We start from the raw sequence: 22,953 nt of genomic DNA on the forward strand, positions 1-22,953 counted from the left end.
CGTCCGGACCGGAAGTGAGTCGACGAGGTGGAGCCCGGACAGCCGCTTCGCCTGCCGCAGGCGAACCCGGGAATCGTGGGCGAGCCGCCGCTCCACCGGCCGAGCACACCCGGAACCGAGCATGCCTGGGCGTCCTGCGCGACCCGTGCCTGGTGGGGACGGCGAACCGGCCGGTCGGTGATGAAGGTCCTGGGCTCTGCCGCACTGCGCCCGTACGGGGGACGCTCCCCTTCCTCAGGGACGACGTGTCGTCACCCTTCCGGGCCGCCCGGCGGGCCGGGCCCGGTGCCGGGCGGCCGTTCCGGGTGGCGCGAGGGTGCGTCACGCCCCGTCGTCGGACTCCGCGCGGGCCTTCGCCGCCCGCCGCAGCCGGTGGTGGCGCGCCCGGTCCCGCTCCGCGACGACGTCGCCGACCATCGTCCGCACGACGTCCTGCAGCCCGTGCAGTGCGTGGTGGCGGGAAGGCCCCGCGGCAGGGTCCTGCCGCAGTTCCCGCAGCAGCGCCCAGCACAGCAGCAGCATGACGACCACGAACGGCAGCGCCACCAGGATCGTCGCCGTCTGCAGCGAGTCCAGCCCGCCCACCACCAGCAGCACCGCCGCCACCGCCGCCATCAGCACGCCCCACGCCACGACCAGCCACGACGGCGGGTGCAGCGCCCCGCGGCTGGTCAGGGAGCCCATCACCAGCGACGCCGAGTCGGCGCTGGTGATGAAGTAGGTCATGACCAGGACCATCGCGACGAACGACGTGATCGTGCCGATCGGCAGCGCGTCCAGCATCGCGAACAGCGACGCCTCGGCGCCGTCCTCCACCGCGCCCGCCAGGTCGGCCTGCCCGGTCGACTCGAGCCTGAGCGCCGAACCGCCCATCACGCAGAACCAGACGACGGTCGCCCCGCTCGGCACCAGCAGCACGCCGACGAGGAATTCGCGGATGGTCCGGCCGTGCGAGATGCGGGCGATGAACGTTCCCACGAACGGTGCCCACGACAGCCACCAGGCCCAGTAGAAGATCGTCCAGGCGCCCAGCCAGGCGTGGTCGGAGAAGGCGCCGGTCCGTGTGGCCATGGGCAGCAGGTTCTGCAGGTAGCCGCCGACGGACGCCGGGATCGTGTCCAGGACGTAGACGGTCGGGCCGAGCAGGAAGACGAACACCATCACCGCCGCCACGAGCACGATGTTCAACGTCGACAGCCACTTGATGCCCCGGTGCAGACCGGAGAAGGCCGAGACGACGAACACCGCCGACAGCGCCGCGATGATGACCAGCTCCGTGGTCCGGGAGACGCTCACCCCCATCGTGAGGTCGAGGCCCTCGGCCACCTGCAGCGCGCCCAGCCCCAGGCTCGTCGCCGTGCCGAAGACGGTCGCGAACACGGCGAGCAGGTCGATCGCCCTGCCCTGCCACGACTCGGCGCGCCGGGCCCCGATGAGCGGTACGAACGCGGCGCTGAGCCGATTGCCGCGGCCCTTGCGGAACACGGCGTACGCCAGGGCGAGCCCCACGATCCCGTAGATCGCCCACGGGGTGAGCGTCCAGTGGAAGAACGAGTACTCCAGGGCCGTGCGCGCCGCCGCGCCGGACCCGGGGCGCACGCCGCTCGCCGGGGGCGGCGCCAGGTAGTGCGTGAGCGGTTCGCCGACGCCGTAGAACATCAGGCCGATGCCCATGCCGGCGCTGAACATCATCGCGATCCAGGCGAGGTTCCCGAACTCCGGCGCGGAGTCGTCCTCGCCCAGCCTGATCCGGCCGAACCGGCTGAAGGCGATCACCAGGCACAGGACCAGGAACACGTCCGCGGCCACCACGAACAGCCAGCCGAAGTTGTCCAGGACCCACGCCAGGCTCGTGGCGGAGGCGCCGTCGAAGGATTCCTCGCCGAGCCAGGCCCACAGAACCACGGCGACGACGGCGGTCATCCCGACGCTCACGAGGACGCGATCGGGCGCGCCGGTGACGGGAGCGGCGGGCGCGGACCCCGACTGAGACCGGTCGATCGGTTCCATGCTCATGAAGCTCCACTATGGGACGCGTGCCGTCACGCCCGCGGACGGCACGCCGCTCGGCGACCGGGAAGGACGCGCAGCGCGTGGTCCGCACCGTGGCGCTGGTTGTCGGCCTCCCCGTCATTCGAAAGCCCTGACGCCGATGCCGGGAGCCGGTGTCAGGACGGCCCACCGCTGAGGGCGCCGGCCTCCTCGAGCACGAGGAAGCCGGTGACGAAGGAAGCGACGTCACCGCTGTCGGTGCGGCCGACCCACGTCGGGTAGAACCCGTAGCCGCGGCCCGTGGTGAACGCCACGATCCCCTCTCCGGCCGGTCCGACCGCTCGCACCGGAGGCAAACCGAAATCCGCCGCCGTGTAAGCGGCCAGAGCCTCGATGAGCCGGTCCTCGTGATCGGCCAGTGCGGAGACGGCGGAGGCATCCACGAAGCACACGTCCCCGTGATCCGTCTCGTAACCGAAGAATTCGCGATCACCGAGGTCCGAGGCGTCCTGGTCCTCGACGAGTGCGAGTTCCCATCCGGTCACGGGGGCGTCGGTGACCGACAGCCGGGCAGCAGCCGGCACCTGAGCCGGCACGCCGCCGTTGCCGAAGGACACCACCGCCACGGTGACCGGATACCTGCCCGGGCGGACCGCGGCGGTGAAGGGACGGGGCGCGAACGGACCGAGGCCTGTGAAGGGGTCGCAGACGGCGACCTGCCCCGTGGGCAACGCCAGGTCCACGGGCCGGCTCAAGGAGACGGTGGCCGGGCGACCCCCCAGGAGGTTGCAGCGGTACCGGTCGGCGAACAGGACCGTGAAGTCCGGAGGGGAGAGAGGCATGAAAACATCCAGGTGGGCGGCGGTGAGCGCACTCCAGACCAGGACGGGTGCGCCGCACTCGCGCAGCCGTCGTCCGGCAGCGCCCACAAGCGGACCGGTCTTCTCTGTCGTCACCCGTATCCGTGGCGCGGCCACCGTCCTGCAAGTCCTCGAACCGCAGCCGGCCGGCCCGAATCGAAGCGTTGATTCCCTGCCTGGCCGGGGGCCGCCCTCGGCCCACCGCACCGGACCTGCCGGGACGATGTCCGGTGAACGGATCGAGCTGTTCGTATAACGGTCCGGTATCGCTCGCTGGAGATTTCGAGGATTACTGATGGTCATGTGATTTGCATCACTAAAACTCTTGTAAAGGTCGTGGTAGAACTGCGCAACTCAGCAGGTGGCACCACCCCTAGCCGCCATGTGGAGTGTCGGCACACGCGCCGACTGCACGACCAGGGTGATCACGCTCCGAGTCCGCGGAGCGGGCCCCCGGGGTCGCCGATCGGACGACGGCGTTCGCTCAAAGACCGCACATCATCCCGGCACAGTTCGCTGTGCGCCGGTACTGCGCCATCGAGGTAGCCACAGTGTCACTCGACTCCATCACCCAGTCCGTCGACGAGGCCGTCAGCGGATTCTTCGAGCCCATAGCCACCTGGCTCGGGGAAGTCGTCTTCTATGCCGTTCCCGTCGGGGGTACGGACCTTCCGCTCATCGTCGCCTGGCTGGTGGTCGCCGGTCTGGTGTTCACCGGCTGGTTCGGTCTCGTCCAGCTGCGCAAGTTCAGGCTCGCCCTCGACGTGGTGCGCGGCAAATACGACGAGAAGGGGTCGGCCGGCGAGGTCAACCACTTCCAGGCGCTGACCGCCGCCGTCTCCGGCACGGTCGGTCTCGGCAACATCGCCGGTGTGGCCGTCGCCGTCTCCATCGGCGGCCCCGGCGCCACGTTCTGGATGATCCTGTGCGGCCTGCTCGGCATGGCCACCAAGTTCGTCGAGGTCACCCTCGGTGTGAAGTACCGCGAGGTGCACGCCGACGGCACCGTCTCCGGCGGCCCCATGCACTACCTCCCCAAGGGCCTCACCGAGCGCTTCGGCAAGAACGGCAGGACCCTCGGCAAGGTCCTCGCGGTCCTCGCCTCCTTCATGATCCTGTTCTTCGGCCTCTTCGGCGGCAACCTCTTCCAGGTCAACCAGTCCTACGCGCAGCTGGTCTCCGTCACCGGCGGCGAGGACGGCGCACTCGGCTCCTCCGCCGGCGCGCTGTTCTTCGGCATCCTCATCGCCGCGCTCGTCGGCATCGTGCTGCTCGGCGGCATCCGCTCCATCGCCAACGTCACCAGCAGGCTCGTGCCCGCCATGGCCGGCATCTACATCGTCGCGTGCCTGGTCGTGATCCTGGTCAACGTCACCGCCGTGCCGGACGCGTTCGTCACGATCATCGAGGGCGCCTTCAACCCCGAGGGCGTCGCCGGCGGTGTCCTCGGCGCGCTGATCATCGGTTTCAAGCGGGCCGCGTTCTCCAACGAGGCCGGGCTCGGCTCCGCCCCCATCGCCCACTCCGCGGTCAAGACCAAGCACCCCGCGAGCGAGGGCCTGGTCGCGCTGCTGGAGCCGTTCATCGACACCGTCGTCATCTGCACGATGACCGCCCTGACCATCGTCATCGCCAACCCGGCCAGCTGGGGCGAGGCGCGCGCGGGCGAGGACATCGGCGGCGTCACCATCACCTCCGACGCCTTCGAGACCGTCCTGCCCTGGTTCCCGTACATCCTGACCGTCGCGGTGCTGCTGTTCGCCATCTCCACGGTGCTGACCTGGGGCTACTACGGCCTCAAGGCGTGGACGTACCTCTTCGGCCGCAGCCGGGCCAGCGAGGTGACGTACAAGGTCGTCTACACCGTGTTCGCGGTCGCCGGCTCCCTGCTGACCCTGCAGACCCTGATCGACCTGGCCGACGCCGTGCTGTTCATGCTCGCCGTCATCAACATCATCGGCCTCTACCTCCTCGCCCCGGTCGTCAAGCGCGAACTCGACTCCTTCCTGGAGTACGTCCGAGCCCGCAAGGCCGGTGAGATCGCGGACGACGAGTCCGGCGAAGACCAGGAGTCGGTGAAGACCACCGTCTGACCGCACCCCCCGCGGCCCGGCTCCTCGAGGGCGTCCCCGGCCGAAGGCCGGGAGAGGGCCCGCGCACACCTCGCGCCTTGGTGTGGGCGGGCCCTCTCGCCATGCGCCGACCGACCGTCCATACGGCTCCATGGGCTCCTCTTCCCGCTGTCCGTGATGCGCGAAGAGACGATCAACCGTCCAGGCGTCCAGAGGGGCACTCGCACGCGAGCGAGATCGGGCGAACCTGACGGTGATACCGACTCGGGAGTGAAGGGCCATGCGGGCGTCGCTGGTGTCCGCCCTCTTCTTCGAGAGGGCGGCGCACGGGTGCGCTGCGGGTGAACACGGGCCGTACACGCCGGGGCGGCCGCGCGGGGCGCCTAAGCGGCGTCGGTGGAGGAGCGCCGGGCGGCTCGGCGACGCAGGCGCAGCGGCAGCACGTACCAGCAGAGGCCGAACCACAGCATGACCCCGCCGACGAGCACTTCGGCGAGGACGCCGGGAACCACGAAACGCAGGATCAGCAGCAGCGTGCAGCCGATAGTCAGCGCGAGCAGGACCATGCCGCACATCATCAGGCGGCAGGCGGCCTCCACCACCTCGTCCTTCATGCGCTGGCCGGACAGGAACCGGTGGATGGAGACGGGCGCTATGAGTGATCCCGTGGCCGAAGCGCCCAGGACCACGGTGATGACGTAGATGACGTGGTCCACCGTCCCCAGTTCCCGGAACAGCGGGGTGAAGGCCACGCTCAGCAGGAAGCCGAAGAGGATCTGCACACCGGTCTGGGTGACCCGCGTCTCTTGCAGGACTTCGTTCCAGCGGCGGTTGACCCGCTCACGCGGTGACTCCGGCGGCTCGGCGCCGGCCCCCGGGCCGTGGCCGTCGTGGTGTGCGCAGCGAACGGTCTCCTCCTCCGCCAGCTTGGCCGACTGCTCCGTCATCGTCATACGGCATCCTCCCCATCGCAGGACGACCGTCTGCCCCGTCTCCGCCGTCTTCATGCAGGTCATGGGGTGTGATGGGGCTGATCCGACGGCTGCGGCCGGCGGAGGACGCCACGCACGACGACGACTTCGTGGCGGGATGAGGCGTCATGCCGCGCGCGGCGGACGAGCGCGTCGTAGGCGCCGGGTCGTCGTCTTCGACCACCGGGTAGCCGGCGCCGGGATCGCCTTCCCGGCGCAGGCCGATGCCCAGGTTGTGGGCGTCCGAGCCGTCCGGGAGGAAGAAGTACGGGCTGCCCTGGACCTCGTCGCGATGCTCGCGGCGTCGCGCGTCGTCGCCGCGTGCTCCCCGGGGCCCGAGCCGATGACGACGACGTCGCGGATGTCCGAGGTGGCGCTCATCCCCGCGGCTCCGGAACGATCTCCTCGATCAGGCCCTCGACCAGCGCCTTGATCTCGTCGCGGATCGGACGGACGGCTTCGACGCCCCGGCCGGCCGGGTCCTCCAGCTGCCAGTCCAGGTACCGCTTACCGGGGAAGACCGGGCAGGTGTCGCCGCAGCCCATGGTGATGCAGACGTCCGACTCCCTGACCGCGTCCGCGGTCAGCATCTTGGGCACCTCCGCGGAGATGTCGATGCCCACTTCGCGCATCGCCTCGACGGCGGCGGGATTGACACCGTCCCCCGGGGCGGAGCCGGCGGAACGGACCTCGACGCGGTCCCCGGCCAGGTGGGTCAGCCATGCGGCGGCCATCTGGGAACGGCCGGCGTTGTGCACGCAGACGAACAGCACGGAGGGCTTGTCGGACATCAGGAGGTCTCACTTGTCTCACGACGACATCAGGCACGAATGACTTCATCACCCGGTGGTGTCAGCCACCACTGATGTGAAAGTATCAGTGCATGATGACGTCAGTCGACACTGACCTGATCCGGGTTCTGGCGGACCCCCTCAGGTTGCGGATCGTGACCCTGCTCGCCAGGGAGACGCTGTGCACCACCCATCTCGTGGAGGAGACCGGGGCCCGGCAGACCAACCTCTCCAACCACCTGAGAGTGCTGCGCGAGGCCGGCATGGTCGAGACGGAGCCGTGCGGCCGCTACACGTACTACAGGCTCCGCCCGGACGTCATCGCCTCCCTCGCCGGCCGGTTCGCCGACCTGGCCGAGTCCGCCCGTCACGCCGCCGAGAACAAGAGGGCCTGCCCGTGACCCGCACCGAAGCCCCCGCGATCACCCAGGAGCCGTCGGTCGTCGCGAAGCTGTCCACGCTCGACCGGTTCCTCGCCGTGTGGATCCTCCTCGCCATGGCCGTCGGGCTCGGCCTGGGGCGAGCCGTTCCGGGCCTGGACGACGCCCTCGCCAAGGTGGAGATCGGCGGCATCTCCCTCCCGATCGCCATCGGTCTGCTGGTCATGATGTATCCGGTCCTGGCCAAGGTCCGCTACGATAGGCTCGACGCGGTCACGGGCGACCGCAGGCTCATGGCCTCGTCACTGGTGATCAACTGGATCGTCGGCCCGGCGGTGATGTTCGCCCTGGCGTGGATCTTCCTGCCGGACCTGCCCGAGTACCGCACCGGTCTGATCATCGTCGGTCTGGCCCGCTGCATCGCGATGGTCATCATCTGGAACGACCTCGCGTGCGGCGACCGTGAGGCGGCGGCGGTGCTCGTCGCGCTGAACTCGGTCTTCCAGGTGCTGGCGTTCGGTCTGCTGGGCTGGTTCTACCTCGACCTGCTGCCCGGCTGGCTGGGCCTGGGTGACGGCGAGAACCTGGACATCTCCATGGGGAAGATCGCCCTGAACGTCGTCGTCTTCCTCGGTGTCCCGCTGCTGGCCGGCTTCCTCACCCGCCGGCTCGGTGAGAAGAAGCTCGGCCGTGAGACGTACGAGTCCGGCTTCCTGCCGAAGATCGGCCCGTGGGCGCTGTACGGCCTGCTCTTCACGATCGTCGTCCTCTTCGCCCTGCAGGGCGGGACGATCACCTCGCAGCCGCTGGACGTGGCCCGCATCGCGCTGCCGCTGCTGGTGTACTTCGCCGTGATGTGGGCCGGCACCTTCCTCCTGGGCAAGGCGATCGGCCTCGCTTACGACCGCACGGCCACGCTCGCCTTCACGGCCGCCGGCAACAACTTCGAGCTGGCCATCGCGGTCGCCATCGCCACCTTCGGCGTGACCTCCGGCCAGGCCCTCTCCGGCGTCGTGGGACCGCTCATCGAGGTCCCCGTCCTGATCGGCCTGGTCCACGTGTCCTTGGCCTGGCGCAACAGGTTCGCCCCGTCCGCCATGACCACCGGGGGAAGGGGCCGCTGACGCGCGGCAGAGCGGACGGCGTGACGGAGCGCACCGACGTGGTGGTGACCGGCGGCGTCCAGGACGCCGCCGGTACGGATGCCGGCCGGCGCGGAGCCGAGCAGGGCGGCGGAGGCCGAGCAGGGCGGCGGGGAACGCGGCCGGAGAGGTCGCTCACGCGCAGTCAGCAGCAACCGGCCGCGTCGGGTTCCTGCCCGGACGGGGTGATGGCTGCCGAGCCGCAGCAGGTGCTGCCGGGCTGCTTGGCGAGGGTGTCGGCGTCGGCCTTGACGACGTACACCTCCCACGGCTCCTGGCCGGGGCCGGTCACCCAGACCTTGTCCTGCAGGGCGTAGCAGCAGGCGGTGTCCTTCTCCTCCGCGGTGGCCAGTCCCGCCCGGGCCAGCCGGGCGGCGGCCGTCCGGACGTCTTCGGTGGAGGCCACCTCGACGCCGAGGTGGTCCAGGCGTGTGTCCTCGCCGTCCTTTCCTTCGATGAGGACGAGCTTGAGGGGAGGCTCGGCGATCGCGAAGTTGGCATAGCCGTCACGGAGCTTGGCCGGTGCGGTGTCGAACAGCTTGCCGTAGAAGGCGATCGCGGCGTGCAGATCAGGTACTCGCAGGGCGAGCTGTACCCGGGACATGGGGACTCCTTCCGCTGGTTGGACGGTGCCCGCGGCCGTGACGGCCTGGGGCGGGGACGTTCAGGCGTTGCAGCAGCCGCCGGATGCGGTGACCGGGCCGGGGGAGACGGTGATGAGCTGCACCGGCTGCGGGGCGGGAGCGGCGCAGCAGCCCGCGTCGGCCTCGGAGGCGTCGGCGGTGTCGAAGAGTCCGGAGCCGCCGCACACACCGGTCTCCGGCAGGACCAGTTCCACGCGGTCGGCCGCTTCGGTGTCGCCCGCCAGGGCGGCCGCGACGGAGCGGACCTGCTCGTAGCCGGTCATGGCGAGGAACGTGGGAGCGCGTCCGTAGCTCTTCATGCCGACCAGGTAGACACCGGAGTCCGGGTGGGACAGCTCCCGGTGGCCGTGCGGGTAGACGGTGCCGCAGGAGTGCTGGTTGGGGTCGATCAGCGGAGCGAGCTCCACCGGGGCCTGCAGGCGCTCGTCCAGGCGCAGGCGCACCTCGGAGAGGAAGGACAGGTCGGGGCGGAATCCGGTCAGGACGATGAGCTCGTCCACGTCCCGCAGGCGCCGGCCGTCCTCGGCCACCAGTACCAGCCGGCCGTCCGCGTCGCGTTCGACGGCCTCGGTCCGGAAGCCGGTGACCGCCTCGGCGTGGCCGTCGTCGACGGCGGCCCTGGCCGCGAGGCCGAGAGCACCGCGCGCGGGCAGCTGGTCGGCGTCTCCGCCGCCGAAGGTGGATCCGGAGATGCCGCGGCGCAGCACCCACACCGTCTTCGTCGCCGTGTCGTCCTGGGAGCGTGCCAGCTCGGCCAGTGCGGCGAGGGCGGTGAACGCGGAGGCGCCCGAGCCGATGACGGCGGTGCGCTTGCCCGCGTATCGGTCACGGACGGCCGGGTCCGTGAGGTCGGGGACGCGGTAGCTGACGCGGTCGGCCGCCGCCCGTTCGCCGAGGGCCGGCAGGCCGCTGGCCCCGGCCGGAGCGGGCCGGGCCCAGGTGCCCGAGGCGTCGATCACGGCGGCGGCGAGGATCCGTTCCTCGCGACCGTCGGTGTGCTGGACGTGCACGACGAAGGGCTGGGTGTCGCGGTCGGCGTCCACGACGCGGTCGCGGCCGGCCTTCGAGACGCCGGTGACCCGGGCGCCGTAACGGACCCGGTCACCGAGAACGGCGGCGAGCGGCCGCAGGTAGTGCTCGATCCAGTCGCCGCCGCTCGGACAGGTGCCGGTGTCGGGCCTGCTCCAGCCCGTCGGGGCGAGGAGCTTCTCGGCGGCCGGGTCGACGACTTCGCCCCAGGTGGAGAACAGGCGTACGTGCGCCCAGTCGTGCACGGCGGCGCCGGCGGTGCGGCCCGCCTCGAGGACGAGGGGGTTCAGGCCGCGCTCGGACAGGTGAGCTGCGGCGGCCAGACCGATGGGGCCGGCGCCGATGACGACCACGGGCGGAACAGGGGCGGTGGACATGGTGGCGACGACTCCTCGGATTCGATGTGTGTCGATACCGACCAGCGTGCACCTGGGATCGACATCCGTCAACATAGAAGTTCATCGAATTAGCATCCGTTCGGATGTGCGGGGGTTCCGTGCGCTGCTTGGCAAGCGATTAGACGTCTGTCAACATAGAAGGATGTCTAATCCGGCTACGGGCTCCACCGACCTGCACGTCACCGCGTCATGGTGCTGCCGGCCGCTGGGCGAGGAAGAGCTGTCCGTCGCGGACTCGGAGAAGATCGCCATGATCTTCAAGGCGCTGTCCGATCCCGTCCGGCTGCGGCTGTTCTCGAAGATCGCGGCTCAGCCGGCCGGGGAGGCCTGTGTCTGTGACATCCAGGACGTCGGTGTCTCCCAGCCCACGGTCAGCCACCACCTGCGCAAGCTGCGGGAAGCCGGGCTCCTCGAGTCCGAGCGTCGTGCCAGCTGGGTGTACTACCGCGTTGCGCCCGGGGTGTTGTCGGCCATGGCGGGCCTGCTGTCGCGGAGCACCTGAGCGGTCGGCGCCGGCCGTCCACGGGGTGGGGAGACGCCATGGGCCGGAAAGGGGCCGACTCGGCCGCTCGACAGGGGGCGGCGGTCGTGCCGGGCCCGGCGGCCGGTGACCCCGTCGCGGGACCGCGAGGAACACGACGGGGCAGGCGTGATCAGGCGAGGGTGACGTCGTACTCCCGCATCCAGGCGTCGACTTCCAGGACGGGAAGCAGGAGGTGACTGGAGTTGAGCCACGTCATGGTCTTCGACCCCGACCGGGTGGGGGCCTCCACACGCTGGGGGTCGAACACGCCGTGCAGGGGAGAGGAGGGGTCGCTGAGAGCCTTGTCGATGGAGCGCATGACCTCCGCGTTGTAGGCGGGGTCGTGGGTGCCGGGGTATCCGCTCTTGGGCCGGTCCAGGGTTTCCCACGGGAGGACGTCGGCGAAGGCGAGCCGCAGCAGACTCTTCCAGCGGCCGTCGGCGTTCTTCATGTCCCACGGCACGTTCCACACGTATTCGACCAGCCGGTGATCGCAGTACGGGACACGTACTTCCAGGCCCACCGCCATGCTCATGCGGTCCTTGCGGTCGAGGAGGCAGGCGAGGGGGCCTTTCAGGCTGTAGTACATGACCTCACGCATACGGGCGTCGAGCCCTTGCTCCCCGGGCAGCCGGGGGACTTCCGCCTTGAGGGTGAGATAGCGGTCGTTCTCCGCATCGGCCGGGCGTACGCGCCGGTGCAGGTCGGGTGCGAAGGCGTCGGCCAGACGCGGGGCGTCCCCGATCCACGGGAAGCGGTCGCGCCGGACGAGCCGCTCGTCGTGGTACCACGGGTAGCCTCCGAAGACCTCGTCCGCGGCCTCTCCGGACAGCGCCACCGTGGACTGCCCCCGGATCGCCTTGGTTGTCCCACACGAGCGTGTCCCTCTCGGCGTAGTCGACGGCCACGTGCTCACGGTCGAACGCGGCGTGCCAGCGCTGCTGCAGCTCCCCGCCCGGCCCGCCGGCCGGCGTGACGCACCACAGCGCGATGTACCGCGGGGGGACGACCGCGAAGTCGTACCCCTCCGAGTGCGGGGTCAGCGGCCGGGTGTGCCCGCGTGGTAGACGTCGTCCATACCGGGCTCCGGACGTACGTCGCCGACGACGGCACCGGTGTAGTTGGGCACGAAGCGGCCCAGGTTCCGGCAGAACCTCACCGGATCGAACTTCTCCGGCACGTTGCACATCAGGACGTAGCCGTGCTCGTCCATGAGCTGGTGGAAAGTCTTCACCAGCAGCTCATCGGTCAGCGGATCGCCGTTGAAATCGACCTGGGAGAGAATGCTGAGAGGTGAGTGCGCCATTCTTTTCCTCCGACGGAAGTGGGTGGAAGGGCGCGCCCGTGCGTTTTGGTGCAAGCGGCCATGGATTACGCACGGATATTGCAGAGGGTACGACGAAGCGGGCGCTCAAAAGTCGGGGCTTCGTCGGCATGATCGGTGACGCGTCGTCACGATATCCAGGCCCGGCAGAGCCGTGTCAGGGGTCGGAAGAATTTCACTTTCTGTATGTATAAATCCTTGGGGTTGTAAGTGCGTACCCGTGATTCCCGCCGCTCATCGTAGGTTCCGTGGGATCGTTGGCGATCACTGAAAGTAATTCTGTTTGCTCGGAATTGCGTCGGGTACTCAGGACCGGATATTTGTGTCCGAATCCGGGGAGTCACGGTGGGAGGGTGCGGGGCGAGGCTGAAGAAGGCCGAAAACCTGCGTCCCCTGTCCAGGCTCGGAACGTGCTGCGAGACGGCCACGGGTATCCGGTGTTCTGCGACAGGAAAGGGTGGCAAGAATTGAGCCGGACTTGTGACGGGAAAGCCCGGAAAGATCGGTTAGTCGTTCGGCGTCTCTTGCTCGGTGAAGGTGCGACCGCCCTGGGGGACGGACTGTGGTTCAGCATGTGGGCGGTCTACCTGACCTCCATTCAGGGGGTCCCCGCCGCGACGATGGGTCTCGCGATGGGGCTGGGCGGGGGGCTCGGCCTCCTGGCCGCCCTGCCCGTCGGCACGCTGACCGACCGTCTCGGCGCCCGTGAGACCCTCCTGGCCGTCACCGTTCTGCGCGCGGCGTTCTCACTCACCTTTCTGGCCACGCACACCTTCTGGCCGCTCCTGGTCGCCGCCGCCCTGTTCACCTCGATGGAGACGGCCGCCAAAGGCACCAAGGTGGCGCTCGTCCACCTGCTGCTGCCCGAACGGGACTGCCTGCCCGTCCTCGCCCGGGCCCGCGTCGTACAGCACCTGCTCTACGCGGCCGGCGCGGGCGCCGCCGCCTGGGTGCTCTCCCGCCAGTCGGCCGCCCCCTACCACGGCGCCGTCATCGTCAACGGCCTCACCTTCGTCATCTCGGCCGCGATCCTGGCCCGCCTCCCGCACGTCCCGCCGGTGCCTGCCGCACGGCGTCAGGCCAGCACGGCGGCACTGCGCAACATCCCCTTCATGGCGATCATGAGCAGTACCGCCCTCCTGGCCCTGTGCTGGGCACTTCTGTCCAGCGGCCTGCCCCTGTGGCTGAAGGAGGGCACCACCGCACCGGTATGGATCGCCCCCCTGGCCGTGCTGGTCAGCTCCCTCCTGATCGCCCTCTTCCAGGTGCGCGTCACCCGCATCGGGCAGCGACTGGCCGGGGCCGTACGCGCCTCCTGGCGCGCCGGCGTCGCGCTCGCCGGGTGCTGCCTGGTCTTCGCGGCGGCCGCCTGGCCCGCCGGCCCGGTGCTGGCCGCCGTCGTCGTCCTCGCCGGACTGGGCCTGCACGTGCTGGGGGAGCTGTACTACGTGGCGGCCCGGTGGGGACTGTCCATCAAGCTCATGGCGCACGGCGCCCAAGGCCAGTACCAAGCGGTCGCGGCCACGACCGAAGGCGCCGTGGTGGCGGTCGGACCCGCGCTGGTCACCACGCTGGTCACCGGCGCCGGAGGGGCAGGCTGGGCCGTCCTCGCGCTGGTCTTCCTCACCTGCTCCCTGCCGGTCGCGCCCCTGTGCCGGCCGGCGCTGCGTCGTACAGCCACCGGCTCGGTTCGGGAGGGTTCACCCGCCTGAGAAGTGCGGTCGGCGGACAGGGGACGTCCCCGTGTTCTCGTGGGCCGACGGGGGCGGCTCCGGACGCGAACCGCGTTGCCGCCGGCCGCCCTTCGCAGCTCGCCACCCGCTGACGGCCGCTCCGGTCGCCGCCGCCTTCCCGGCGACGTCTCCGGGAAGGCGATCGCACGACCGGGCGATGGAGCGGGCCGGCCTCACGCGTGTCCGTGGCCGGGCTCCGGCGGGAGAGGCCGGGTTGTTCGGTTCCGGCGTAGGATCGGATGCCGATATCGGTTTCGTCACTGCCGGAGGGGGCCAGGGTGCGGGAGTTCCAGCGGGGCGCGGTGCGGCTGCACATCCTGCACCACGCGGCCGAGGAGGAGATCCACGGTGCGTGGATGACCGAGGAGCTGGCCTCCCACGGTTACCGGATCAGCCCCGGCACCCTGTACCCGACGCTGCACCGGCTGGAGGCGGACGGACTGCTGCTCTCCGAACAGCGGGTGGTCGACGGCCGCACCCGGCGCGTCTACAGGGCGACCGAGGCCGGGAGGCGGGCTCTGGCGGACGACCGGCGGGCACTCAGGGAGCTGGCCCGTGAGGTTCTGGGCGACGAGGCGCCGTAGCGCACCGGTCCGGTCCACGGCGTGCGGGGATCAGGAGCCGCGCGGGGTCACCAGGCCGGATGCGTAGGCGAGGACCACGAGCTGGGCGCGGTCGCGGACGTGGAGCTTGGCCATGGCCCGGTTGATGTGGGTCTTGGCGGTCGACGGGCTGATGACCAGGCGGTCGGCGATCTCGTCGTTGGACAGACCGTGCGCGGCGAGGGCGACCGCCTCGCGTTCGCGGCCGGTCAGCTCCTCCAGCCCGCTTCCGGCGCGGGCGCGTGGCGGCGGCTGGGTGACGTACCGGTCGATGAGCTTGCGGGTGATGGCGGGCGCGAGCAGGGCGTCGCCGCGGGCGGCGACGCGTACGGCGTGCAGGAAGTCCTCCGGCAGGATGTCCTTGACCAGGAAGCCGGCGGCACCGGCGCGCAGCGCGTCGAAGACGTACTCGTCCATGCCGTAGTTGGTCAGCATGACGACGTGCACGCCCGCCAGGGCCGGATCCGCGGCGACGCGCCGGGTCACTTCGATGCCGTCCATGAGGGGCATCCGGATGTCGACGAGCGCGACGTCGGGCAGCCGCTCCTTGAGGAGCGCCAAGCCCTCTTGGCCGTCGGCGGCCTCGGCCACCACCTCGATGTCGTCCTCCAGGTCGAGCAGCGCGCGGAAGCCGCTGCGGATGAGCGGCTGGTCGTCGATCAGCAGGACCCGGATCACGAGGCTCCGTTCGTGGGGAGTTCGGCCTGGACGGTGAAACCGCCCGCGCTGCGCGGTCCGGTGTGCAGTCGGCCACCCAGGGCCGTGACGCGTTCGCGCATGCCGAGCGTCCCGAGGCCGGGCGCCGGCGCGGGGTGCAAGGTGGCCTTTCCGTCGTCGTCGACACGGACGGCGAGGGCGTCCGGCCGGTAATCGATCCGTACCGAGGCGGTGGTGGCGGCGGCGTGCCGGGCGACGTTGGTGAGCGACTCCTGAACGATCCGGTAAGCGGTACGCCCCACCGCGGCCGGCACGGCGTGCGGACGTCCTCCGACCGTCAGCGTCGCCGCCAGGCCGGTCCCCTGGAATCGTTTCACCAGGTCGGGGATGTGCTCGAGTCCGTGCGGCGGGGTGGTGCCGTCGTCGCGCAGCGCCTCGAGGGTCGCGCGCAGCTCCCGGCTCGCCTCCCGGCCGGCTTCCTGGATCGCCAGCAGGGCCTCCGGCACCCGCTCGCCCCGCCGCCGGGCCACGTGGACCGCGACCTCGGACTGCACCTTGATGACCGAGATCTGGTGGGTGAGCGAGTCGTGCAGCTCCCGCGCGATGCGCAGCCGCTCCTCGTCGGCCCGGCGGCGCGCGGTCTCCTCGCGGGTGCGCTCGGCTTCGTCCGCCCGCCGTTCGGCCTGCCGCACCGCCTCCCCGGCGGCGAACGCGGCGATCAGCCAGGCGAGTTCAAGGGTGCTCCGGGCCTGCGCCACGACCTCGCGCGCGGACCCGTCATGGAAGACCAGGGCCGTGAGGTGGAGCACGGCCAGCAGGCCCGCGGAGACAGCCAGCACGACGGCGCGGCGCCCGGCGCGTACCGCGCCGTAGACCGCGACCAGATACGGGACGGCGAGCACCTCGAACCCGGCCCCCAGGTGGCCCACCGCGCACAACCCGGTGACGGCCAGGACCACGAGCGGCGCCCGGCGGCGCGCGGCCAGCGCCAGCCCACCGGCCGCCAGCAGCGCGGAACCGAGCAGCTCGCGCACTCCGGAGGGGTGTGCCCCGGACAGCCCGGTGCCCAGCGACAGCGCCGTCACGCCCAGAGCGGTCGCCCAGTCGGTGACCCCGGCCGGGACAGCGAACCGTCCTTTGTCCATGGGGGCACCGTAGCCGGACGCGGTCGCGGGCGAATCCGGCTCACGGACGAGCGCGCGGCTACCGCGTGCGCGGTACCCGCACGCCACCTGCCGCTGCCGCAGCCGCGGTATCCGGATCCCGCGGCTGCGGCAGCGGAAAGTGCCCGCATCCGCTGGACGACCGGCCGGGGGTCCGGCTCGCATGCTCGAGACACATCGGACCTCCACATCGGCGACGGAGAAGGAGCAGAGCGGCATGAGCGTTTCACTGGCACTGATGGCGGCCGCCGAGGGCGGGATCATCGGCGACGGCCGGACCGGGGCCAACCTGGCCCTCGGAGCAGGGGCGTTCGGGCTGGCCATCGGCCGACTGGCCCTGGCCCTGGCCCGTGCCGGCCGCCGGACCGGCACCGGCAACGCGCGCACCGGCGGGATGGCGGCCATCGCGGTGGGAACGGTCGGCACGGTTCTCGCGGTGCTGCACCTGGCCACCGCCGACGGCGGTCCCGGCACCGGCAACGGACTCGTCGGCGCCGTCGTGGCCGTCCCGCTGGGGCTGGGCGCCGTCCTCCTCGGCCGCCGGGCCCTGACCCGCTGCCGCCGCGCCGGCCGGATGACCGTCTGACCGCCCCCCCGGTCACGACGTGCGTGCGGCCACCACGCGCCGGACCCCGTAGGCGGCGGCACCGGCGGCCAGCACCGCTGCCCCGGCGGCCACCGAGGACGACGGCAGGGCGAAGGCCAGGAGGAGGCAGCCGGCCAGCCCCACCACGGGGACGATCCGCGCGGGACGGCCCTCCTGCGGCCGCAGGGTCCAGGCGGAGGCGTTGGCGACGGCGTAGTACACCAGCACACCGAACGAGGAGAACCCGATCGCCCCGCGCACGTCCGCGGTCGCCGCCAGCACCGCCACCACCGTGCCGACCACCAACTCGGCGCGGTGCGGCACCTTGTGCCTCGGGTGGACGGCGGCCAGGACGTGCGGCAGGTGCCGGTCGCGGGCCATGGCCAGCGTGGTGCGGGAGACACCGAGGATCAGCGCGAGCAGCGAGCCGAGCGCGGCGACGGCGGCGCCGACGCGTACGACCGGCGCGAGCCAGTCGGCGCCCGCCGCCCTGGCCGCGTCCGACAACGGCGCGCCGGCCTCCGCCAGCCCCTTCGGACCGAGGACCGTCAGGACGGCGACGGCGACGGCGGCGTAGACGACCAGGGTGATGCCCAGCGCGATCGGGATCGCCCGGGGGATGGTGCGCTCGGGATCGCGGACCTCCTCGCCGAGGGTGGCGATGCGCGCGTACCCGGCGAACGCGAAGAACAGCAGGCCCGCGGCCTGGAGCACCCCGCCGAACGTGGCGTCGTCGCCGATGTCCAGACCGGCCGCGTCCGACGCGGACGAGGTGAGGCCGGAGACCACCACGGCGGCGAGGACCGCCAGCACCACCGCGACGATCGCGCGGGTCAGCCAGGCCGACTTCTCCACTCCGGCGTAGTTCACCGCGGTCAGCGCCACCACCGCGGCCACCGCGACCGCGTGCGCCTGGCCGGGCCAGGCGTACGAGCCGACCGTGAGCGCCATCGCCGCGCAGGAGGCGGTCTTGCCCACCACGAAACCCCACCCGGCGAGATAGCCCCAGAAGTCGCCGAGGCGTTCGCGGCCGTAGACGTAGGTGCCGCCGGAGGCGGGGTAGCGGGCCGCGAGACGCGCGGAGGAGGTGGCGTTGCAGTAGGCGACGACGGCGGCGAGCGCCAGGGCGACCAGCACCCCGGAACCGGCCGACTGCGCGGCCGGGGCGAGTGCGGCGAAGATCCCGGCGCCGATCATCGACCCCAGGCCGATCATGACGGCGTCCGGCACCCCCAGCCGCCGGCGCAGCTCGTCCGGCATCCCGGCGGCGGTCGATGGCTCGCTCATGAGTTCACTCCTTGGCAGCAGGGCCAGTATTACGGACTCCGATATCGGGAGACGATATATGAGCGCGTGAACCCGCCCGGAGGGGGAACGACGCTCCGCCCTGTCCTCCGGCCGCACCGGTGGGCAGGACGCGGACGTCGCGCTGCCGCTCGACGGCTTGCCGGCCCGGGAACCGGTTCTCCGCCGCGGCCCGGTGCGGCGTGCCGACGAGGGCGGGGATCGCCGTCGACGACGGTGAGACCGGCGGTCCTGCCCGGCTCCACGGTGTCGGGTTCGGCGTCGAGGCCGACGGGGACCAGGGAGGAGTCGGCGCCCACGTGCCCCGCGCCGCACCGTCCCCCCGCGGTCCGGCACCGGGCAGGGCCGCCGCCCGCGCCCCGCAAGCCGGGACCGGCGTACGGCGCGGCCACGCACGCCACCCCGCGCGGAGCCGAGCCCCGTGCACCCATCGTGCCGACCGGCAGGGAAGTCCGGCCCGCCACGCCGGACCGCGCCAGTAGCCGCACCGGCTACGGCAAGCACCGGGGAGCCGCGCCGCACGCCGTCATCCGGCAGGAGTACCGAACTGCGGCCCGCCGTGCGGCGGCAGGCCCCCTCGGGCATGCTCATCGCGAGACAGACCCGTACATTCCGACCCACTGGACGGAGGCGTCCTTGAAGACGACCCTGCGCATAGCCCTGGCCACCGCGCTGTCCACCGCCGCCCTGTCGGCCACGGCACCGGTCACGGCCGCGCCGACCGCGGCCGATCCACCGCGATACGTCGCGCTCGGCGATTCCTACGCGGCCGCACCGCTGGTGCCGCCGCCCGATCCGGCCGACCCGATGTGCCTGCGTTCCCTGGCCGGCTATCCGCGCGTCGCGGCCGAGGAACTCGGCGCGCGACTCACCGACGTCACCTGCTCCGCCGCCGACACCGAGGACCTGAGCACGTCCCAGTTCCCGGGCACCGCCCCCCAGTACGACGCGCTCACGCCCGCCACCGACATCGTCAGCGTCACCATCGGCGGCAACGACGCCGACGTCTTCAGCGAAGCGCTGGACTGCGTCAACACCCTGCCCGAGCCCCACGGCACCAGCTGCGCGGAAGAGAACACCGCGAACGGTACCGACGAGGTCAGGGCCCGCATCGACGCCTGGGCACCGGTCTTCGGCACCGCCCTGGACGAGATCGCCCGGCGCGCGCCGAACGCCGAGGTCTTCGTCGTCGGCTACGGCAACTACCTCCGCACCGACGGCTGCCACCCCGCCCAGCCCTTCTGGAAGCAGGACGCCAACTACATCCAGGGCGTGATCAACCACCTCAGCGCCGTACTGAGGCGGACGGCCGAGGAGCACGGCGCGACCTTCGTCGACACCTACACGCTGGGGATCGGACACGACATCTGCGCCGCCCCCGCCGACCGCTACATCGAGGGCCTGACCACGAACCGTCAGGCCGCGCCCCTGCATCCCAACGCTTCGGGCGCCCGGGCCATCGGAGAGGCCCTCGCCGCGGCCGTCCGCGCGACGCCGGCACCGTCCGGCGGGACGGACACCGCACTTCCGAAAGCCTCGTGACTCCCGAGGCGCGTGCGGCGAGGACGTCCGGGAACCGGACCGGCGGAAGGGCCCGCGGGCGTGCCGTCATCGCAGCGTCAGGGCCATGACGGCACCCGGGGCGACCGGGGGACGACGGGGACGAGCAGTCCGTCGTGGACCGCCCGCCGCCGACCGGCGGACGAGCGCTCACCGGGAGCGCGCCGTGTCCTTCACGGTCCGGCCCCGGTCGCTGTCACGGGGCCGTGGGTGTCCGGGTCACGGGCCCGTGGGTGTCCGGACGGGCCCCGTTCCGCGCCCGCTCCGTACCCGGACGGCGGACGCGGTACGGAGTGAAGTGCGGCGCCAGTGGTGGCCGGCCGTTCTCCGGGGGGAACGGGACCGTCGGCCCTCATCTCCCGGCCGTGCCCGGCTCGGGGTGGAAGGGCGCAGGACCGCTGCACCAGGCGAAGGACGGGCCGGCGATGTACCCCGATGACGGTTTCCGAGAACTCGGGCGGCAGGAGTGCCTGCGGTTGACGGCCGGGGCACCCGTCGGCCGTGTCGTCTTCACGCGCCGGGCCCTGCCCGCCGTGCTGCCCGTCAACTTCCGCCTGGACACCGGCGGCGCGGTCCTGCTGCGTACCGCCGCCGGTTCGGAACCGGTCCGCGCGGTCGACGGCGCGGTGTCGCCTTCGGGGCCGACGACGTCGACGCCGCCCGGCAGTCCGGCTGGAGCGTCGTCGTCACGGGCCCGGCCACGGTGGTGACCGACCCCGCCGAACACCGGCGCCTGGCCCGCACCGGACCGGTCTCCTGGGTGCCCTCGGCGCGGGAGGTCTTCGTCCGCATCGAGGCCGGGCTGGTCACCGGGCGCCAACTCGTCGGCGGGCGCTCCCCGTACGAGGTGAGCCTGGCGGCCGCGGACGGATGAGGGCCGCCGGCCGGCCCGGAGCGGGGCGATGGGGCCGATCGGCCCTGGTCTCCCGGCCCTGGAGTGCGCAAGATGTGGGGGCCGGGGATTCCGGACGGCCCGGACGGTCACACAGCGCGGAACGAGGAGCAACCGATGGCGGACGGCGAGCAGCCCGGACCCGGCAGCCCGATCCGGGTCTTCCTGCTGGACGACCACGAGGTGGTCCGGCGAGGGGTGCACGACCTGCTGAACGACGAACCGGACATCACCGTGGTCGGTGAGGCCGCCACCGCGGAGCAGGCCCTGGTCCGCGTCCCCGCCCTGCGCCCCCGGGTCGCGGTCCTGGACGTACGGCTGCCGGACGGGGACGGGGTGAGCGTGTGCCGCGAGCTGCGCTCGGCCATGCCCGACCTGGCCTGTCTGATGCTGACCTCGTTCGACGACGAGGAGGCCCTGCTCGACTCGATCATGGCCGGCGCGTCCGGATACGTGCTGAAGCAGATCCGCGGCTCCGACCTGGTGACCGCCGTGCGCACGGTGGCCCGCGGCCAGTCGCTGCTCGACCCGAGCGCCACCACACGGCTGATGGCCCGGCTGCGCGGCGGACAGCGCAAGGAGGAGCAGCCGGACGCGCTGCCCGGGCTGACCGAACGGGAGCGCGAGATCCTGGCCCTGATCGGTGAGGGGCTGACCAACCGCCAGATCGGCCAGCGGCTGTACCTGGCCGAGAAGACGGTCAAGAACCACATCTCCCGGCTGCTCGCCAAGCTCGGCGTGGAACGCCGCGTCCAGGCCGCCGTCATCGCCACCCAGGTCCAGGACCGGCTGAGGCAGGAGGGCCGCTGACGGCACGCGGCGAGCCGCGCAGGCCGTACGCCGCGGCTCACCGTCCGGTCGCCGCTCCCCTGAGTCCGCGTCCGGTGACGCTCACGCTCCGGCCGGAGCGGGTCTCCGCGGGAACCCGTCCGTCTCGAAGGCGGCCACGGTGCCGTCGACGCCGACGACCCGCCCCTCGCCCGCCGGCACGGGCAGCGCGCCGGCCCTCCGCTCCCCGGCCGGCCGGACGACGCCCTCGCACGGGGTGGCGCGGCCGACGGCCACGACGGCGCGCGCCATGACGCCGCTCACGGCGTACGGGCCGCCGTTCACGGCCGTCACCTGCTTCCGCTGCCATAGGGGGCGTACAGGTCGAGCAGCCGGACCCGGGTGGCGTGCAGGCGCTGGGCGACCACCCGGCCGACCCACACGGCGATCACGCGGCCGAACTCGGGGTCCTCGGCGCACAGCGCCCGTACGGCCTCCGCGTCGAACTCCCAGGCCCGCACCGGGCTCGTGGTCTCGGCGCCCAGGTGCCACATGCACGGCGGGTAGTGCCAGGACCAGCCGATCAGCTCGCCGTGGCCCAGCGACTCGATCACGGCCGCGCGGTGACCGGGGACCCGCAGGTCGAGGGCGACGGTTCCGGTCCGGACGATCCAGAACCGGTCGGCGCGCCGTCCTTCCTCGAACAGGCGCACCCCGGCCGCGAAGGAGACCTCGCGGGCGTGCCGCAGCAGCCCTTCGCGGTGCGCGGTCGGCAGACCCGCGGTCAGAGTGGTGGTGGATGTCATCGTTCCGTCTCCTTCCGTGCCCGCCGCCACAGCCGAACGGCGGCTCCGGCCCCCCGATGTTCAGGGTGGGCCCGTCCGACGGAGGACACCACGGGCCGTCCGGCCCTGTCCGAGGGCCGTTCGGCCCCACCGGGACGGCCCTGCGGTGAGGAGCCGGCCGCTCCCGCTCGCCGGCCGCTTCCGCTCGCCGGCCGCTCCCGCTCACCGGGCGGATCCGCCCGAGGGCGGTGTGTCGCCGGTGTGCCCGGACCCGGGGGCGGACGGCCGCTGCACCTCCCCCTGGATGACCCGCGGGGCCGTGCCCGCCTCCCCGGCGTCGTCCTGCTCCTTCACGGCACGGGCCTCGGCCTTGAGGATGCGGGCCGACCTGCCTGCCGAGCGGGCGAGTTCCGGGAGCTTCCTGGCGGCGAGGACGGCTATGACGACGATGAGGACGACGGCCAGTTCACTCAGTCCGAACATGGATGCGATGCTCCTTCTCGCGAGCCCGGGCGGGGCGCAGGTCCGAGGCCCGCGGCACGGACCCGGAGCAGAATCTACATCACTGTAGAGAGATGTCGGGGGGCGTGCGGGAGCCGGTGGCGTCTATACGATGTCCGCGCGGGAAACGGATGGCGGCGGAAGGGAGGCGGGGCGCGTGGCGGAGCGACGGGAGGGTTTCCGGCGGCGGGGGCAGGGTGAGCTGGAGGCGTTGGTCCTGGCGGCGCTGCGGGAGGCGGGCGGCCCGGCGACGGCCGGCTGGGTGCAGGAGCGCC

General features: G+C 72.0%; 23 protein-coding genes and 2 pseudogenes. 11 read left to right on the plus strand and 14 right to left on the minus strand.

Features of this window, described 5'->3' with window-relative positions:
* Nucleotides 1-321: 321 nt before the first annotated feature.
* The gene (locus AB0A94_RS30830; protein ID WP_361749267.1) at nucleotides 322-2,010 is read right to left on the minus strand and encodes a BCCT family transporter; all 1,689 of its coding nucleotides are present in this window, start codon (nucleotides 2,008-2,010) and stop codon (nucleotides 322-324) included.
* Nucleotides 2,011-2,168: 158 nt separating this feature from the next.
* Nucleotides 2,169-2,834, minus strand: a complete 666-nt coding sequence (locus AB0A94_RS30835; protein ID WP_361749240.1) for a DUF4241 domain-containing protein — start codon at nucleotides 2,832-2,834, stop codon at nucleotides 2,169-2,171.
* Between the two features lie 569 nt (nucleotides 2,835-3,403).
* Between AB0A94_RS30835 and AB0A94_RS30840 the strand changes: the two genes are divergently transcribed.
* On the plus strand, nucleotides 3,404-4,945 hold the full coding sequence (locus AB0A94_RS30840) for an alanine/glycine:cation symporter family protein (protein ID WP_361749242.1): 1,542 nt from the start codon (nucleotides 3,404-3,406) through the stop codon (nucleotides 4,943-4,945).
* A gap of 362 nt (nucleotides 4,946-5,307) precedes the next feature.
* On the opposite strand, the gene AB0A94_RS30845 is transcribed toward AB0A94_RS30840, so the two are convergent.
* Entirely contained in the window at nucleotides 5,308-5,877 is a 570-nt protein-coding gene (locus tag AB0A94_RS30845) for a DUF6328 family protein (RefSeq protein ID WP_361749243.1), read from the minus strand.
* A gap of 395 nt (nucleotides 5,878-6,272) precedes the next feature.
* Nucleotides 6,273-6,686, minus strand: a complete 414-nt coding sequence (locus tag AB0A94_RS30850) for an arsenate reductase ArsC (protein WP_361749244.1) — start codon at nucleotides 6,684-6,686, stop codon at nucleotides 6,273-6,275.
* Between the two features lie 92 nt (nucleotides 6,687-6,778).
* On the opposite strand from AB0A94_RS30850, the gene AB0A94_RS30855 reads away from it, so the two are divergent.
* Nucleotides 6,779-7,087 carry a metalloregulator ArsR/SmtB family transcription factor gene (locus AB0A94_RS30855; protein ID WP_361749245.1) on the plus strand — a complete coding sequence of 103 codons (309 nt, stop codon included), beginning with the start codon at nucleotides 6,779-6,781 and terminating at the stop codon, nucleotides 7,085-7,087.
* Entirely contained in the window at nucleotides 7,084-8,190 is a 1,107-nt protein-coding gene (gene arsB, locus AB0A94_RS30860; protein ID WP_361749246.1) for an ACR3 family arsenite efflux transporter, read from the plus strand. The genes AB0A94_RS30855 and arsB overlap by 4 nt, the downstream gene beginning before the upstream one ends.
* A gap of 163 nt (nucleotides 8,191-8,353) precedes the next feature.
* Here arsB and AB0A94_RS30865 read toward each other — a convergent pair whose 3' ends face one another.
* Together AB0A94_RS30865 and AB0A94_RS30870 are read right to left on the minus strand one after the other, a co-directional pair.
* Nucleotides 8,354-8,812: an ArsI/CadI family heavy metal resistance metalloenzyme gene (locus AB0A94_RS30865; protein ID WP_361749247.1), complete on the minus strand. Its 459-nt coding sequence runs from the start codon at nucleotides 8,810-8,812 to the stop codon at nucleotides 8,354-8,356.
* Between the two features lie 60 nt (nucleotides 8,813-8,872).
* Complete coding sequence (locus tag AB0A94_RS30870) at nucleotides 8,873-10,258, minus strand: FAD-dependent oxidoreductase (RefSeq protein ID WP_361749248.1); 1,386 nt, start codon at nucleotides 10,256-10,258, stop codon at nucleotides 8,873-8,875.
* A 163-nt stretch (nucleotides 10,259-10,421) separates the two neighbouring features.
* On the opposite strand from AB0A94_RS30870, the gene AB0A94_RS30875 reads away from it, so the two are divergent.
* Nucleotides 10,422-10,781, plus strand: a complete 360-nt coding sequence (locus AB0A94_RS30875) for a metalloregulator ArsR/SmtB family transcription factor (protein WP_361749249.1) — start codon at nucleotides 10,422-10,424, stop codon at nucleotides 10,779-10,781.
* 151 nt (nucleotides 10,782-10,932) lie between these two features.
* Here AB0A94_RS30875 and AB0A94_RS30880 read toward each other — a convergent pair whose 3' ends face one another.
* On the minus strand, nucleotides 10,933-11,718 hold the full coding sequence (locus AB0A94_RS30880; protein ID WP_361749250.1) for an asparagine synthase C-terminal domain-containing protein: 786 nt from the start codon (nucleotides 11,716-11,718) through the stop codon (nucleotides 10,933-10,935).
* Between the two features lie 123 nt (nucleotides 11,719-11,841).
* The gene (locus tag AB0A94_RS30885; protein ID WP_361749252.1) at nucleotides 11,842-12,108 is read right to left on the minus strand and encodes a hypothetical protein; all 267 of its coding nucleotides are present in this window, start codon (nucleotides 12,106-12,108) and stop codon (nucleotides 11,842-11,844) included.
* Between the two features lie 455 nt (nucleotides 12,109-12,563).
* On the opposite strand from AB0A94_RS30885, the gene AB0A94_RS30890 reads away from it, so the two are divergent.
* Together AB0A94_RS30890 and AB0A94_RS30895 are read left to right on the plus strand one after the other, a co-directional pair.
* On the plus strand, nucleotides 12,564-13,838 hold the full coding sequence (locus AB0A94_RS30890; RefSeq protein ID WP_361749268.1) for an MFS transporter: 1,275 nt from the start codon (nucleotides 12,564-12,566) through the stop codon (nucleotides 13,836-13,838).
* A 260-nt stretch (nucleotides 13,839-14,098) separates the two neighbouring features.
* Nucleotides 14,099-14,443, plus strand: coding sequence for a PadR family transcriptional regulator (locus AB0A94_RS30895; RefSeq protein WP_361749253.1), 345 nt, complete (start codon nucleotides 14,099-14,101; stop codon nucleotides 14,441-14,443).
* A gap of 30 nt (nucleotides 14,444-14,473) precedes the next feature.
* Here the strand turns inward: AB0A94_RS30895 and AB0A94_RS30900 are convergent, their stop codons facing one another.
* Both AB0A94_RS30900 and AB0A94_RS30905 read right to left on the minus strand, forming a co-directional pair.
* Nucleotides 14,474-15,139, minus strand: coding sequence for a response regulator transcription factor (locus tag AB0A94_RS30900; protein WP_361749254.1), 666 nt, complete (start codon nucleotides 15,137-15,139; stop codon nucleotides 14,474-14,476).
* Nucleotides 15,136-16,263: a sensor histidine kinase gene (locus AB0A94_RS30905; RefSeq protein WP_361749255.1), complete on the minus strand. Its 1,128-nt coding sequence runs from the start codon at nucleotides 16,261-16,263 to the stop codon at nucleotides 15,136-15,138. The genes AB0A94_RS30900 and AB0A94_RS30905 overlap by 4 nt, the downstream gene beginning before the upstream one ends.
* A gap of 235 nt (nucleotides 16,264-16,498) precedes the next feature.
* Between AB0A94_RS30905 and AB0A94_RS30910 the strand changes: the two genes are divergently transcribed.
* Entirely contained in the window at nucleotides 16,499-16,867 is a 369-nt protein-coding gene (locus tag AB0A94_RS30910; protein ID WP_361749256.1) for a DUF6223 family protein, read from the plus strand.
* A gap of 12 nt (nucleotides 16,868-16,879) precedes the next feature.
* Here AB0A94_RS30910 and AB0A94_RS30915 read toward each other — a convergent pair whose 3' ends face one another.
* Nucleotides 16,880-18,154: an APC family permease gene (locus tag AB0A94_RS30915; protein ID WP_361749257.1), complete on the minus strand. Its 1,275-nt coding sequence runs from the start codon at nucleotides 18,152-18,154 to the stop codon at nucleotides 16,880-16,882.
* Nucleotides 18,155-18,808: 654 nt separating this feature from the next.
* On the opposite strand from AB0A94_RS30915, the gene AB0A94_RS30920 reads away from it, so the two are divergent.
* From AB0A94_RS30920 to AB0A94_RS30930, 3 genes and pseudogenes are all read left to right on the plus strand, one after another.
* Nucleotides 18,809-19,714, plus strand: a complete 906-nt coding sequence (locus AB0A94_RS30920; protein ID WP_361749258.1) for an SGNH/GDSL hydrolase family protein — start codon at nucleotides 18,809-18,811, stop codon at nucleotides 19,712-19,714.
* 443 nt (nucleotides 19,715-20,157) lie between these two features.
* Nucleotides 20,158-20,606: pseudogene (locus tag AB0A94_RS30925) on the plus strand (pyridoxamine 5'-phosphate oxidase family protein).
* Between the two features lie 135 nt (nucleotides 20,607-20,741).
* Nucleotides 20,742-21,434, plus strand: a complete 693-nt coding sequence (locus tag AB0A94_RS30930; protein WP_361749259.1) for a response regulator transcription factor — start codon at nucleotides 20,742-20,744, stop codon at nucleotides 21,432-21,434.
* An 81-nt stretch (nucleotides 21,435-21,515) separates the two neighbouring features.
* On the opposite strand, the gene AB0A94_RS30935 is transcribed toward AB0A94_RS30930, so the two are convergent.
* The 3 genes from AB0A94_RS30935 to AB0A94_RS30945 form a co-directional block, all read right to left on the minus strand.
* On the minus strand, nucleotides 21,516-21,737 hold the full coding sequence (locus AB0A94_RS30935; RefSeq protein ID WP_361749260.1) for a hypothetical protein: 222 nt from the start codon (nucleotides 21,735-21,737) through the stop codon (nucleotides 21,516-21,518).
* Nucleotides 21,738-21,742: 5 nt separating this feature from the next.
* A complete protein-coding gene (locus AB0A94_RS30940) occupies nucleotides 21,743-22,198 on the minus strand; it encodes a cyclic nucleotide-binding domain-containing protein (protein WP_361749261.1) in 456 nt (151 codons plus the stop codon).
* Nucleotides 22,199-22,399: 201 nt separating this feature from the next.
* Nucleotides 22,400-22,660, minus strand: a complete 261-nt coding sequence (locus tag AB0A94_RS30945; RefSeq protein WP_361749262.1) for a twin-arginine translocase TatA/TatE family subunit — start codon at nucleotides 22,658-22,660, stop codon at nucleotides 22,400-22,402.
* A gap of 175 nt (nucleotides 22,661-22,835) precedes the next feature.
* Here AB0A94_RS30945 and AB0A94_RS30950 point away from each other — a divergent pair.
* A pseudogene (locus AB0A94_RS30950) lies at nucleotides 22,836-22,953 on the plus strand (BlaI/MecI/CopY family transcriptional regulator); the annotation flags it as partial.

The sequence above is a fragment of the Streptomyces sp. NPDC044984 genome (assembly GCF_040646935.1).
Lineage (GTDB): Bacteria > Actinomycetota > Actinomycetes > Streptomycetales > Streptomycetaceae > Streptomyces.